Below are 13481 nucleotides of genomic sequence, written 5' to 3' on the forward strand. Positions count from 1 at the left end.
CAATATTTGTTTTTATTATACCTGCTCTGCCCTTTTTTTGAAACCCCCTTTTTCATAAATTTTCTATAACCTGATAGGAATTTTCCATCATATACAACAGCCCCATCCATAGCAGCCCGGAAATCCGGGCCGCTATAGATGGGGCTGTATCACTGCTTCTTTATTACATCATTCCGCCCATTCCGCCGCCTGCGGGCATCGCGGGCTCATCCTTTTTAATGGTGGCCACAACGGACTCTGTGGTCAGAAGTGTGGACGCAACGCTGGTAGCGTTCTGCAGCGCGCTTCTGGTCACCTTGGCAGGATCCAGGATGCCTTCTGCAACCATATCCACATATTCTTCTTTGTACGCGTCAAAGCCTACGCCTACTTCGGACTCTTTCACCTTATTGATGATCACGGAGCCTTCCAGGCCTGCATTGGCAGCAATGTGGTACAGAGGGGATTCCAGGGCTTTCAGGATGATCTGAGCGCCGGTCTTTTCATCACCTTCCAGGGCGGCAGCCATCTTAGCAACTCTCTTGGACGCATGGATATATGCGGAGCCGCCGCCTGCGATAATACCTTCTTCCACAGCGGCGCGGGTAGCGTTCAGAGCATCCTCCATGCGCAGCTTTGCTTCCTTCATCTCAGTCTCTGTAGCCGCGCCCACACGGATCACAGCAACGCCGCCTGCCAGCTTCGCCAGGCGCTCCTGCAGCTTTTCCCTGTCAAAATCAGAAGTCGTCTCTTCGATCTGATTGCGGATCTGAGCCACCCTTGCGGAGATTTCCGCCTTATCGCCTTCACCGTCCACAATGATGGTGTTCTCCTTCTGAACCTTTACGGATTTCGCGCGGCCCAGCTGCTGCATGGTGGTATCTTTCAGTTCCAGGCCCAGTTCTTCAGAAATCACAGTGCCCCCTGTCAGGATCGCGATATCCTTGAGCATCTCTTTTCTTCTGTCGCCGTAGCCGGGTGCCTTTACGCCCACTACAGAGAAAGTGCCTCTCAGCTTATTCACAATCAGGGTAGTCAGCGCTTCGCCCTCAATATCCTCAGCAATGATCAGCAGTCTTGCGCCGGACTGAACAATCTGTTCCAGTACAGGAAGAATTTCCTGAATATTGCTAATTTTCTTGTCTGTAATCAGGATATAGGGATCATCCAGAACTGCTTCCATCTTATCCATGTCGGTCGCCATGTATGCGGAGATATAACCTCTGTCAAACTGCATACCTTCTACCAGGTCCAGTTCTGTCTTCATGGTCTTGGATTCTTCAATGGTGATTACACCGTCATTGGACACCTTTTCCATAGCATCCGCAACCATCTGGCCTACTTCATCATCCCCTGCGGAGATAGAAGCAACCTTAGCGATCTGCTCTTTGCCGGTAACCTTGCTGCTCATCTCTTCAATCGCCGCAACAGCCTCATCCGTAGCCTTTCTCATGCCCTTCCTCAGCACGATGGGGTTCGCTCCTGCCGCCAGATTTTTGATCCCTTCATGAATCATCGCCTGGGCCAGAACTGTAGCGGTTGTGGTGCCGTCGCCTGCCACGTCATTTGTCTTTGTGGCAACTTCTTTTACCAGCTGCGCGCCCATATTCTCATAGGGATCTTCCAGTTCGATCTCCTTTGCGATCGTCACGCCGTCGTTGGTGATCAGCGGAGCCCCGAAAGATTTATCCAGAACCACGTTGCGCCCTTTCGGTCCCAAGGTTACGCGGACTGTGTCCGCCAGCTTATTTACACCAGCTTCCAGCGCGGCCCTTGCGTCAGCGCCGTATTTAATTTCCTTAGCCATGTTCCATGTCCTCCTTATTAGTCCTGTATTATTCCACTACTGCCAGAATATCGTTCTGTTTCACAATAATGTATTCTGTTCCGTCCAGCTTCACTTCTGTTCCTGCGTATTTGGAATAGATCACCTTCTGGCCTGCTGTCACCTGCATGGTAACCTCTTTACCATCCACCACTCCGCCAGGGCCTACTGCGATAACCTCTGCCTGCTGCGGTTTCTCCTGTGCGCTGCCCGGCAGAACGATGCCGGATTTTGTGGTCTCTTCTGCTACAAGCTGTCTCAGGACAACCCTATCGCCTAATGGTACTAACTTCATGATATATTCCTCCTTCTGTTGTTATTAGCACTCATTTCAATCGAGTGCTAATCAATCTATGCTATATACTAGCCAATTTATTTCCAAATTGCAACAGGGAAGAGAGTCAATAACCTCTTAATTTTTCTATAATACCTGCTGAATTCTTGTTTTTTCTTTTGTTTTCTTGATTTTTCTTTCTCGGTAAATTTTATTTTTTGTTTATATTTTCTCCTTATTTTGATTTTAGCCCTTTTCTTTTTCTTTTATCCGTATTACAATAAGACTGATCGACAATCAGAAAGGGGTTATTGATATGGCCAAAAAATCAGGAACCTGGCTGGCAGTCCTGCTGGGTATCGGAAGCGCCGTTGCCGCCGGAGTAGCGGCCAGCATCGCGATTACAAAAAAGCATCAGAAAGAAGACGCTGCCGCGGAAGCGGAATTTACAGATACAGCGGACTCCGCAGAGCCGGCAGAACCAGTTCAGAAAATTTCCGGTGAAGACAGAAACTATGTTTCTATACCGCATCCTGAAGTTTCTGAAGATGGGGAGGATCTTCCCGGAGAAGAGAAGGAAATCGCACCCACAGAATGTGAGGATGCTCCTGTGGAAGATGCGCCGTCAGAGGAAAAACCTGTTACGAAGGAAGAGCTGGAATAGAGGTCCGCTGAAAAGGGAGTCGCTAAGAGGCGGCAGAGAAAACTCCGGAGACTCAATGCCTTACGGCTATAGTCACCGGACTTTTCTCTGCCGCCTCTCTCTTTTTTAGTTGTTTTCTTTTTCCCGCACTTCTTCCAGGATTCCGTTGGTCTTCACAATGCCTCTTGGAATCGCGTCTTTGGAATTTTTCCAGGGATCGTTCTGATGACGGTAATCGAATTTGTCCGCAAACCATTCCAGATCGTCGGCAAGGCGCTGCATGTTATCCAGATACAGTCTGGTGGTTTCTTCCATGAACTCTGTCAGTTCGTTTTCTTTTAAATGCCTGGGCGCTTCTTTTACCAGCAGCCCGTAATGCTCTGTACAAAAGCCTTTGCATTCCTGGTATTTCTTACGGAACTCTGGCTCTGTTTTCCACAGAAAAACGATTGTGGGGATATATCTGTAAAATGTGTTTTCAATTCTGTCGCAGATAAAGCAGGAATGGTTTAGTGTATCGATATATTCCGCTACCGGCCCGGGCTGCCCTTTTTTAAACATTTTTGCGGCTTTTGACGGGGTTTCCGCCAGCTTTCTGATCTCCCGGTTGGTGCGGTCTATGTGGGTTTTCATAATCAACGCCAGGCCCAGGCGGTTTTTCTGCAGGTTCAGCATCCGCATGTGCTCTCTGCAAAATCCAACCCGGTCAGTCTCCATGCGCACGTCGTCCTCCATATAGCTGGGCCCCAGTGTGTATTCCACTGCATTATTTTCCAGCACCTGTCTCATCGCGCACACTGGGCATTCACAATCTGTGTCAAAGGCGTCGTTGACTGGTATGGTATACAATTTTTCTTTCATATAGATCCTCCTCTTTCTCAATTGCCCCTGAACACACGGCCCCAGGCACAAGCCAGAAGCTCCGCGCCCTCTCTGATTTCCTGCTGGCTGAGATTTGCATATCCCAGCAGCACTGTGCTGGGCTGATGGCTATGGATTTCATAGCCGGAAAGCCCGTAAACCCTGACGCCCTCCTGCTCCGCGGCGCCGATCAGCTCCTGTTCCGAGACAAAGGGCAGCTCCGGGCGTTCCTGCAGAAGCAAATGCAGGCCCGCGTGTTCTCCCCGGAGCACGAACCATTTTTCCAGGGGTTTCAGGGACTGCAGCAAAATTTCATGCTTGTTCCGGTACAGCGCTCTGGCCTTGTTCAGATGGCGTTCAAAATACCCCTCGCTGAGAAAGCGCGCCAGGATCGCCTGATCCACCCTGCTCACCGTGCTGGCATAAAACCCGCATTTTTCCCGGTATACCTCCGCCAGCTGTTCCGGCAGGACCATATAGCTGACCCGGATCGCCGGGGCTATGCTTCTGGAAAAAGTGCCCAAATAGATCACCCGGTCCGCTGCATCCACACCCTGCAGCGACGGGATAGGCTTTCCTTTGTAACGGAATTCGCTGTCATAGTCGTCTTCAATCACAAACCGCCCTTCTGCGCTGCCCGCCCAGGCCAGAAGCTCCATCCGCCGCTTGATAGGCATCACAATGCCTGTGGGATATTGGTGAGAGGGCATCACATAGACGATCTGCGCCTCTGTCCGGTTCAGCAGATCTGTCCGCATCCCCCAGGCGTCCATTTCCACCGGCTCCATCCGGCAGCCCATGCCTGAAAGAATCCTCCAGGCCTGTTTATAGGTAGGGTTTTCCATGGCCACCGTCACGCTGCCCAGAATCTGGTGAAGCAGCATCAGAAGATATTCATTGCCCGCTCCGATCACCACTCTGTCTTCTGAACAATTTACTCCTCTGGCAGCATGGAGGTAGCCGCAGATCGCCCGGCGAAGGGCCGGTTCTCCCTGGGACATGCCGTTGCCGAACAGCTCGCTGTTCTCACCGCCCAGCACTTCCCGGCTCAGCCGCCCCCAGGTTCTCCGGGGGAAGGTGGACACATCAATTCCCCGGGGAGAGAAATCCACTTTCATTGTTTTCTCTGCTTCCAGAGTTTTTCGCCTGCTGTCCGCCGGAGCCGCCGGTATGCGCAGCTGCCCTTCCAGGCCCGTCACAAAATATCCGCTGCCCCTTCGGCTTTCTATATATCCTTCGCTGGCCAGCTGTTCGTAAGCCATGTTCACTGTGCTCCGGCTCACCTGCAGGTGTTCTGCCAGATGTCTGGAAGAAGGCAGCCTGTCAGCTGCCTTCATCGCCCCTGTCTGAATTTCAGACTTCAGATATTCATAAATCTGCTCGTACAGCGGCCTGCCGCCCTGCAGCGGAATCGTCAGTTCCTGCATGGCTATCCCTCCGACTGTTCTTTATTTCGGCAGCTTAAAGCTGCTTTTCAAGGATACAATCCTGTTCCAGATCTGGCGTTCCGGCGAGGAATCTTTGCAGTCCACGCAGAAGTACCCATTGCGCACAAACTGGAAGCTGTCATAAGGCATGGCCTTTGCCAGCTCAGGCTCCAGGTAGCATTCTTCCAGCACCTGAAGCGAATTAGGGTTCAGATTCAGCGTACCGTCCTCATTAAGCTTGCCTTTTTCTTCATCCACAATGTTCTCATACAGCCGCACCTCTGCCTTCACCGCCGTAGGAACCGCAACCCAATGGATCGTTCCTTTCACCTTCCTGCCGTCGGGACTGTTGCCCCCTCGGCTGGCAGGGTCATAGGTTGCGTGTACCTCCGTCACATTTCCGGCTTCATCTTTCACGCATCCGGTACAAGTCACAAAATACGCGTTCATCAGACGCACTTCATTCCCGGGGAACATGCGGAAATACTTCCTGGGAGGTTCCTCCATAAAATCTTCCCGTTCAATATACAGTTCCTTTGCAAAAGGAATTTTCCTCCTGCCCAGTTCAGGATTTTCCGTATTATTATCTGCTTCCAGGTACTCCACTTCCCCTTCCGGATAATTATCGATGATCAGCTTCACCGGATTCAGCACCGCCATCATCCTGGCCCGCTTCAGCTTCAGATCCTCCCGGATGCAGTACTCCAGCATCGCGTAGTCCACCGAAGAATTGGCCTTAGACACGCCGCAGAGCTCCATGAACATTTTGAGAGATTCCGGCGTAAAACCTCTGCGGCGCAGGGCAGTCAGGGATACCAGGCGGGGATCATCCCACCCGTCCACAATTCCGTCTTCCACCAGCTTGCGGATATACCGCTTGCCCGTCACCACATTGGTCAGATACAATTTGGCAAATTCGATCTGCCTGGGCGGATTTTCAAATTCACATTCCCGAACCACCCAATCGTATAATGGCCTGTGGTCTTCAAATTCCAGGGTACAGATCGAATGGGTGATATGTTCCAGAGCGTCTTCAATTGGATGGGCAAAATCATACATGGGATAGATACACCATTTATCGCCCGTATTGTGGTGAGTCATGCGGGCAACCCGGTATATCACTGGATCGCGCATATTGATATTAGGCGATGCCATGTCAATCTTGGCGCGGAGCACCTTTTCTCCGTCCCCATACATGCCATTTTTCATATTTTCGAACAGTTCCAGGTTTTCCTCCACCGAGCGGTTTCTGTATGGGCTTTCTTTCCCTGGCTCTGTCAATGTCCCGCGATACTCCCTGATTTCCTCCGCGCTCAGATCGCAGACAAACGCTTTACCTTTGCGGATCAGCTTTAAAGCGCACTCATACATCTGCTCAAAGTAATCGGAAGCAAAAAACAGCCTGTCCTCCCAGTTCACTCCCAGCCATTTGATATCTTCTTTGATGGACTCCACAAACTCTGTTTTCTCTTTCGTCGGATTGGTATCGTCAAAACGCAGGTTGAATTTGCCGCCATATTTCTGCGCCAGCCCGTAATTCAGCAGGATGGATTTGGCGTGCCCGATATGCAGATAACCGTTTGGCTCCGGGGGAAACCTGGTCTGGACATGGTCGTATACGCCCTCCTCCAGATCCTTGTCTATCATCAGTTCAATAAAATTTTTAGAGACTGCCTCTTTTTCCATTGGTTCTCCTCCATTTCCCCTTTTCATATTATTCTATCATACCACATATCTTTTATTCGTCAATAAAAAAGAATCCTTTTCAAGGCCAAAAAACGTTTTCTGCAGGCTTGTATTTTCCTGGGACTTCCTTTATAATAGCAGTATAAAAAATACGCAGCCTGATGCGTTAAGATGGAGGTATCTATGCAAGTGACAAATGAAATGCTGATGCAGAAAATTGATCTTGTGGTGAATAAGCTGATGAATCTGGGAGGAGCGGACTATTCCAAAGACAAACTGGCGTCCACGGAATCCACAAAGGCAGGGGACATCGCTCGGGATTTTGGCATTCAGGAATGGGACTGGCCTCAGGGCGTGGGACTGTACGGGCTGCAGAAGCTGGGCGCATACCTGGGGGACAACCGCTACGACCAGTTTCTGGACGAGTGGTATCAGAGCAATATTAAAATCGGCCTGCCGTCTAAAAATGTCAACACCACAGCACCTTTTCTGACCCTCTGCAACATCCTGGACCGGATGGACAATCCGGAATACGAGCAGATGTGCCTGGACCGGGCGGAATGGCTGATGAGCGGCCTGCCCAAAACCAGAGAAAACGGCTTCCAGCATGTGACCAGCGCCATCGGCGACCGGAACGGTGTGATCCTCAATGAGGGGCAGCTCTGGGCGGACACTCTGTTTATGACTGTTTTGTTTCTGAACAAAATGGGACACAAGTACCACCGCCAGGACTGGATCGATGAAGCGGTCCATCAGTTCCTGGTTCATATTAAATATCTCTATGACAAGCAGTCCCGCCTGTTCTACCACGGATGGAGCTTTGAACGCAACGACAATTTCGGCGGAATCTTCTGGTGCCGCGGAAATTCCTGGTTCACCTTTGGCGTCATTGATTTCCTGGAATCCTTTGACGGGGATCTGGACAGGGGCACGGAAAAATTCCTGGTGGACACATTTAAAGCGCAGGTAACCGCACTGAAGGAACTGCAGCTGCAAAACGGCCTTTGGCCCACCGTGCTCACCGACCCGGAAAGCTACGGAGAAGTTTCCGGCACCGCAGCCATTGCCACCGGCATCCTGAAAGGGATTAAGATGGGAATTCTGGACGAATCCTTCCAGGAGTGCGCGGACAGAGCCATCGCCGCTGTCTGCGAAAACGTGGCGGAAGACGGCACGGTCCTGAATGTTTCCGCAGGCACCGGCATGGGAATGGACGCGGACCATTACCGCAATATCATCCTCGCGCCCATGGCCTACGGACAATCCCTGTCGCTTGTAGCCTTGTGCACCGCGCTGAAATAAAACGGTTTAAAACATTTATTAATAAAATGGAGGGAGTCCCCCTCCATTTTTTACTCCTATTTTCTGAACTCCAGCCTCTCCCTGCGCAAAAATTATTCCTATGCTCCGCCCTTTCCAGTCTCTGAAGAGCTGCCGCAATTTCCTGTCAGATAAAACACCGCCAGCTGTGTTCTGTCTCTCAGCCCCAGTTTTTCTAAAACTGTGCTGATATAATTACGTACCGTTCCTTCGCTCAGATAGAGCTTCTCCGCAATCTCCCGGTTGTTCAGCCCTTCTGCCACCAGCTCCACGATCTCCAGTTCCCTCTTCCCCAGATCAAATTGTCCTCTCTCCATTTTAAGGACCTCTTTATCTCCGGCTCCCGCCATCAGCTGCGGCAGCTTCATCACAATTCCGCTGCCGAAAACACTCTGCCCGGACATCACTGCTTTTAGAGCAGGAGCAATGCTTTCCACTTCTTCTTTAATCAGATATCCTTTTGCCCCTGACCGCAGCGCCCGGACAATATATTCATCATCGGAAAAGGTGGTCAGATACAGGATTTTTGCTTCAGGATCCTGCTTCAGAATCCGCTCGCCCGCCTCAAGGCCTCCGATACCAGGCATCTGGATATCCATAATCAAAATGTCCGGCCTGTGCCGCTGATACAGCGCCTCGGCTTCTTCCCCGCTGCACCCCACCGCGGCCACGCAGATGGACGGATCAGCCTGCAGAATCGTCTGCAAAGATCTGCATATGAACAGATCATCGTCAATGATCACCAGCTTCATCTCTTCCCCTCCTTCGGTATGGTCACAAAAATGCGGAAACCCGAATCCCGGATAATTCTGAATACCCCATGGAAAACGCTGACTCTTTCCCTCATGTTTTCCAGGCCGATGCCCTCCGGGCTCTCTGTTTCCCATACTGAACCATTATCTTCTATCACAAGCTGATAAAATGCAGGATGCTCCACCACGGTTACTGCTGCTCTGTCCGCATCGCTGTGCCTGGCAATGTTGGATAAAGCTTCTTTTACAATTCCCAGAATACACAGCCGCACCTCCCGGGGCGGGCTGCCTCCGTCATAGCTGAGTTTTACTGGGCAAAAAGTAAATTCCCGGGCCAGACTGCGCAGCTCCATCCCTAAATCCGCGGCGTCATCGTGCAGGTCGTGAACGCTGTTCCGCACATTGTTCATGGCATCCGTCAGCGTATCCCTGACCGCCTCCAGCTGCTCCCCGATCTCCGGCTCTCCCTGGTGCACCACTTCCATAGCCTTCACCTGCAGGATACATCTGGTCAGCAGATGGCCCACATTATCGTGTATTTCTCTGGCAATCCTGTTGCGTTCTGACAGCATGGCCAGCCGTACTTCGTAGTCCTGCTTCTCCCTGAGTTCCCGGGTCTTTTGTTCCAGCCTCATGGACCGTTCTCTTGCTGCATCCTGCATATTCCTGTATTCCCCCCGCATGGAGTCAAAAGAAGCTCTTCGATACTGCATCAGAGCCGCCAGGCTCCCCAGCAGGAGCACGATCCAAATATCATCCGCCGCTCCCGACGCCAGGCCTGCGGCAGCAGGAACCGCCCAGCACCATTTAAACGCCGGTCTTTCCTCATCCAGGCAGATATAAATCATCGCCGGCAAAAACAGCAGCAGTTCCGCCCGGAAGATTCCGGCAGCCGCATAGGCCAGGCAGATCCAGGAAGAAATCCAAACGCTTTCCCTGCCGCCCGTTTTCCTGCCGTCAATGGAAAAATATGTCGCCAGCATAGCCGCGCAGACTGCTGTGAGCATGGCCGCTACAATTTCTGTTCCCAGCCCGGTAGTAAAATATGCTCCCACCAGGCACAGCAGCAGGATTGCTGCCTGATCCAATAATCGCTGCAATGAATTTTCCTCCCTGTATTATTTTCTTCCGTCATTATACCATATCCGCTTCGCTGATATGGCGCACTTCGTGCTGATATGCGCACTTCGCTGGCGCTTCGGCGCGTATAATGTCTGATGACATTATACCATACCGCCATCCAACTTTCATGCTTAATCTCGAGCGGTAAACAGATTGTGACAAATGTCACTGCCTGTTGTGACGCTGCTCACTGTTCCTCGCTGCTGTTTTCCGCTATAATGATCTCAGAAAACAATATCGGGAGGGATAAAATGATACAGGTAAAAAATCTGGTGAAACGATATGGAAATCTTCTGGCGCTGGACCATTTCAGCCTGGACGTGCTGGACGGGGAAATCTTCGGACTGCTGGGGCCTAACGGCAGCGGAAAGACCACTGCCATTAACTGCATGCTGTCGCTGCTGACTTATGATAAGGGGGAAATCAGTCTCTTCGGCAGGCCGATGTCTCCCACCAATTATCAGAACAAACAGGAAATCGGTGTGGTTATGCAGAATGTGGCCGTATTCAATGAACTGACTGTGTATGAAAATATCGATTACTTCTGCGGTCTCTATGTTCCAGAAAAGCGCCGCCGCAGAGAGCTGGTAGAACAGGCTCTGGATTTTGCCGGGCTTCAGGAATACCGGAAATTTCTTCCGGGCAAGCTCAGCGGCGGGCTGCTGCGCCGTCTGAATATCGCCTGCGGCGTGGCCCATCAGCCGAAACTGATCTTTTTCGACGAACCCACTGTAGCGGTAGACCCCCAAAGCCGTAACAGCATTTTGGAGGGCATACGCAAATTAAATCAGGACGGCGCTACGATTGTATACACATCGCATTATATGGAAGAGGTAGAACAGCTTTGTTCCCGTATCATGATCATGGATCATGGGAAAGAGCTGAACACCGGCGCGCCGGCAGAATTAAAATCCATGATCCGCGGCGGAGAAAAAGTCACTGTGGAGCTTCCCACTCTTCCTCCTGCGGTACTGGAAAATATCCGGGAGCTGGAAGATGTGGAACGGGCGGATTATAATGGTTTATCGCTGAAGGCGGCCTGCAGGACAGGGGGCCACGGCCTGATCCAGATTCTGGATCTGCTTCGGAAAAATCATCTGGGCTTTGGGCGGGTTTTCTCTGAGCCGCCCACGCTGAACGACGTATTTTTGGAAATCACCGGCAGAGAGCTGCGGGATTGAGGAGGTGCACAATGTTTTGGAACATCTACAGCAAACGCCTGATCAGCACACTGCGGGATAAAAGCACCCTGGTCTGGACCTGGGTATTTCCGCTGGTCATGGCAACCCTGTTCTATTTTGCTTTTACTTCGCTGGACAGCGTAGATCAGTTTCACACGATTCCTGCTGCCGTAGTAGCAGAGGGCGGTGAGCAGGAAGCCCAGGCTTTCCGGCAGGTGCTGGAATCTGTATCAGAACAGGGAGAAGACCAGCTTTTTTCTCTTCAGACCACAGCTTCACGCGAGGAAGCAGAACAGCTGCTGGACCAGGGTAAAATCGATGGTTTTTTTATGACAGATAATCAGGAGCCTACTTTATTTGTTAAAAAGAACGGGTTGAACCAGACGATCATGAAGGCCTTTCTGGATCAGTATCTGCAGGATCAGGAAGCGGTTATTACTATCATTCATGAATCCCCGGAACAGGCCGGAAAACTGCAAACCCTGTTTTCCAGAGAATCCTTTACAAAAGAAATTTCTCTGGCCGAAAATCCTCCCACCAATAAAATCAACTACTTTTATGCGCTTATTGCCATGGTATGCCTGTACGGGAGTTTTCAGGGATTAACCAGCGTCAGCTGTCTGCAGGCTAATCTGTCGCCCCTGGGAGCCAGGCGCTGCCTCTCGCCGGTCAGCCGCTTTGTGATGGTTTCGGCGGACCTGCTGGCAGGCGTCACCGCCCACATGCTCAGCCTTTTAGTGCTGCTGGCCTACCTCATTTTGGTGCTGAACGTAAATTTCGGCGGCAAGACCGCCCTGATTCTTCTGACCAGTCTGGCAGGCTGCGTCACCGGGGTTTCCTTCGGCGCGCTGGTTTCTGTCTGCACAAAGATGAAGGAAGCGGCAAAAACTGCTGTGCTGGTTTCTGTCTCCCTGGCCTGCTGTTTCCTGGCCGGCCTGATGGTGTCAGGGATCAATTACACTGTTGCCAAAAACGCGCCGGTGCTCGCCTGGATCAATCCCGCCGCCCGGATCACAGACGCCTTTTACTGCCTTTACTATTACGATACCTATGACCAGTATTTTCTGAACATCCTCGTCCTGCTGCTGATGGCGGCTGTGATGACAGGACTGACAGCTATTTTTCTCAGGAGGCAGCAGTATGAAAGTATTTAAAGCTTGTTTTAAAATCACCCGGCGTCATATTATTTCACTGCTGATTTATTTTTCAGCGTTCACCCTGCTGGCTGTTCTGCTTTCCTTTTCCATGAAGCCCGCAGATAATACGGATTTTGAAAAAACCAGGCCCACATATTCTTTGATCAGCAGGGACGGGGAAACACCTGCTGTGCTGGGGCTCCGCGCTTTTCTGGATACTGTGGGAGACCGGGTGGAACTGGAGGATGACAAGAAGGCTCTGCAGGACGCTACATTTTTTCATGCCAGCGATTATATTCTGATCCTTCCTCAGGGTTTTTCAGAATCTCTTCTTACCGATTCTCCCCTGGAAGCAGAAACTGTCACCACTCCGGATTCTGCCGGCGGCTACTATATGGACATTCAGGTCAACCAGTATCTCCGGCTCTTCCAGGCTTTTCATCTGGCAGCTCCGGAAAGTAACCTCACAGAGCTGGCTGCAAAAACCAGTGATGCCGTCTCTGCAGAAGCACAGGTGGAAACCGTGTCCTTTGGAAAACAGCAGCCGGTGCCGGAACAGGCGGCTATGTATTTTCAGGTTCTCCCCTATATCCTGCTGGTTCTGATTATCTCCTGCGTCAGCACGATAATGATGCCTTTCCAGCGGCCCGACCTGCGGATGAGAAATATGTGCAGCCCTCTGCCCGCCCTGAAGATCAATCTCCAGCTGATTTTGTTCGGCGCGGCGGTCAGTTTCCTCGCCTGGCTGGTTCTGATACTGACCGGATTTGGGCTGTATGGAAGTTCTCTTGCCGGCATTGATTTCCGCAGCCTGCTCCTGCTCTTTGGAAACAGCCTGGCGCTCACTGCGGTCTGCCTTTCCATTGCCATGCTCACGGGGAGCTTTATTAAAACTTCCAGCTCTCAGAATGCTGTGGCCAATATCTTTTCTCTGGCCTGCAGTTTCCTGGGCGGCGTATTTGTTCCACTGGAAATGCTGGGGGAGGGCGTGCTGCGTGTGGCCCGCCTGGTGCCTACCTATTGGTACAGCATGGCGCTGAAAAAAATCTGCGCTCTCACTTCTTACAGTCCTGAAACGCTGGAACCGATTTGGAAGGATATGCTGGTACAGGTTGGTTTTGCGGCGGCTTTCTTCTGTATCTCGCTGGTGATTTATAAGGTGAAAAATACTTCGGAGAAGTCGTTTAGCAGGGTTCAGACGGAGTTGAATGCTTAGGGGGGAGGAGTCGCGAAGAGGCGGAAGATAAAACGGAGGCAGCTCCATGCCTTACGGCT

At 51.4% G+C, this 13481-nt stretch carries 12 protein-coding genes; 5 read left to right on the forward strand and 7 right to left on the reverse strand.

The genetic code is table 11. The features are described 5' to 3' along the window. Positions 1 to 163 precede the first annotated feature (163 nt). Complete coding sequence (groL, locus tag EV209_RS01770) at positions 164 to 1786, reverse strand: chaperonin GroEL (protein WP_130432459.1); 1623 nt, start codon at positions 1784 to 1786, stop codon at positions 164 to 166. A gap of 28 nt (positions 1787 to 1814) precedes the next feature. Further along, positions 1815 to 2099, reverse strand: coding sequence for a co-chaperone GroES (locus EV209_RS01775; protein ID WP_130432461.1), 285 nt, complete (start codon positions 2097 to 2099; stop codon positions 1815 to 1817). A 295-nt stretch (positions 2100 to 2394) separates the two neighbouring features. On the opposite strand from EV209_RS01775, the gene EV209_RS01780 reads away from it, so the two are divergent. Continuing rightward, positions 2395 to 2742: a hypothetical protein gene (locus EV209_RS01780; RefSeq protein WP_130432463.1), complete on the forward strand. Its 348-nt coding sequence runs from the start codon at positions 2395 to 2397 to the stop codon at positions 2740 to 2742. Positions 2743 to 2847: 105 nt separating this feature from the next. Here the strand turns inward: EV209_RS01780 and EV209_RS01785 are convergent, their stop codons facing one another. The 3 genes from EV209_RS01785 to EV209_RS01795 are packed head-to-tail and all read right to left on the reverse strand — an operon-like array spanning position 2848 to position 6695. Next, complete coding sequence (locus EV209_RS01785) at positions 2848 to 3582, reverse strand: DUF6062 family protein (RefSeq protein WP_130432465.1); 735 nt, start codon at positions 3580 to 3582, stop codon at positions 2848 to 2850. Positions 3583 to 3599: 17 nt separating this feature from the next. Continuing rightward, positions 3600 to 5009, reverse strand: coding sequence for a MocR-like pyridoxine biosynthesis transcription factor PdxR (pdxR, locus tag EV209_RS01790; RefSeq protein WP_130432467.1), 1410 nt, complete (start codon positions 5007 to 5009; stop codon positions 3600 to 3602). 21 nt (positions 5010 to 5030) lie between these two features. Then, positions 5031 to 6695: a glutamine--tRNA ligase/YqeY domain fusion protein gene (locus tag EV209_RS01795; RefSeq protein ID WP_207220565.1), complete on the reverse strand. Its 1665-nt coding sequence runs from the start codon at positions 6693 to 6695 to the stop codon at positions 5031 to 5033. Positions 6696 to 6878: 183 nt separating this feature from the next. On the opposite strand from EV209_RS01795, the gene EV209_RS01800 reads away from it, so the two are divergent. Then, complete coding sequence (locus tag EV209_RS01800) at positions 6879 to 7997, forward strand: glycoside hydrolase family 88/105 protein (RefSeq protein ID WP_130432471.1); 1119 nt, start codon at positions 6879 to 6881, stop codon at positions 7995 to 7997. A gap of 98 nt (positions 7998 to 8095) precedes the next feature. Here the strand turns inward: EV209_RS01800 and EV209_RS01805 are convergent, their stop codons facing one another. Beyond that, positions 8096 to 8767: a response regulator gene (locus EV209_RS01805; RefSeq protein ID WP_130432473.1), complete on the reverse strand. Its 672-nt coding sequence runs from the start codon at positions 8765 to 8767 to the stop codon at positions 8096 to 8098. Next, positions 8764 to 9867: a sensor histidine kinase gene (locus tag EV209_RS01810; RefSeq protein WP_130432475.1), complete on the reverse strand. Its 1104-nt coding sequence runs from the start codon at positions 9865 to 9867 to the stop codon at positions 8764 to 8766. The genes EV209_RS01805 and EV209_RS01810 overlap by 4 nt, the downstream gene beginning before the upstream one ends. Before the next feature lie 273 nt (positions 9868 to 10140). Between EV209_RS01810 and EV209_RS01815 the strand changes: the two genes are divergently transcribed. From EV209_RS01815 to EV209_RS01825, 3 genes are read left to right on the forward strand one after another with little or no spacing between them, the layout of a single operon-like run. After that, positions 10141 to 11070 carry an ABC transporter ATP-binding protein gene (locus EV209_RS01815; RefSeq protein ID WP_130432477.1) on the forward strand — a complete coding sequence of 310 codons (930 nt, stop codon included), beginning with the start codon at positions 10141 to 10143 and terminating at the stop codon, positions 11068 to 11070. An 11-nt stretch (positions 11071 to 11081) separates the two neighbouring features. Then, positions 11082 to 12224, forward strand: a complete 1143-nt coding sequence (locus tag EV209_RS01820; RefSeq protein ID WP_130432479.1) for an ABC transporter permease — start codon at positions 11082 to 11084, stop codon at positions 12222 to 12224. Further along, complete coding sequence (locus EV209_RS01825; RefSeq protein WP_130432481.1) at positions 12211 to 13422, forward strand: ABC transporter permease; 1212 nt, start codon at positions 12211 to 12213, stop codon at positions 13420 to 13422. Before EV209_RS01820 ends, EV209_RS01825 begins: the two co-directional genes overlap by 14 nt. The last annotated feature ends 59 nt before the right edge of the window (positions 13423 to 13481 follow it).

It is taken from the genome of Cuneatibacter caecimuris (genome assembly GCF_004216775.1).
Classification (GTDB): Bacteria; Bacillota; Clostridia; order Lachnospirales; family Lachnospiraceae; genus Cuneatibacter; species Cuneatibacter caecimuris.

Excerpts from the sequence above, each read along its gene's own strand:
- EV209_RS01815 (WP_130432477.1), top strand. The coding sequence starts at position 10,141 with ATGATACAGGTAAAAAATCTGGTGAAACGATATGGAAATCTTCTGGCG.
- groL (WP_130432459.1), bottom strand. The coding sequence starts at position 1,786 with ATGGCTAAGGAAATTAAATACGGCGCTGACGCAAGGGCCGCGCTGGAA.
- EV209_RS01800 (WP_130432471.1), top strand. The coding sequence starts at position 6,879 with ATGCAAGTGACAAATGAAATGCTGATGCAGAAAATTGATCTTGTGGTG.
- pdxR (WP_130432467.1), bottom strand. The coding sequence starts at position 5,009 with ATGCAGGAACTGACGATTCCGCTGCAGGGCGGCAGGCCGCTGTACGAG.
- EV209_RS01825 (WP_130432481.1), top strand. The coding sequence starts at position 12,211 with ATGAAAGTATTTAAAGCTTGTTTTAAAATCACCCGGCGTCATATTATT.
- EV209_RS01795 (WP_207220565.1), bottom strand. The coding sequence starts at position 6,695 with ATGGAAAAAGAGGCAGTCTCTAAAAATTTTATTGAACTGATGATAGAC.
- EV209_RS01820 (WP_130432479.1), top strand. The coding sequence starts at position 11,082 with ATGTTTTGGAACATCTACAGCAAACGCCTGATCAGCACACTGCGGGAT.
- EV209_RS01780 (WP_130432463.1), top strand. The coding sequence starts at position 2,395 with ATGGCCAAAAAATCAGGAACCTGGCTGGCAGTCCTGCTGGGTATCGGA.
- EV209_RS01805 (WP_130432473.1), bottom strand. The coding sequence starts at position 8,767 with ATGAAGCTGGTGATCATTGACGATGATCTGTTCATATGCAGATCTTTG.
- EV209_RS01775 (WP_130432461.1), bottom strand. The coding sequence starts at position 2,099 with ATGAAGTTAGTACCATTAGGCGATAGGGTTGTCCTGAGACAGCTTGTA.
- EV209_RS01785 (WP_130432465.1), bottom strand. The coding sequence starts at position 3,582 with ATGAAAGAAAAATTGTATACCATACCAGTCAACGACGCCTTTGACACA.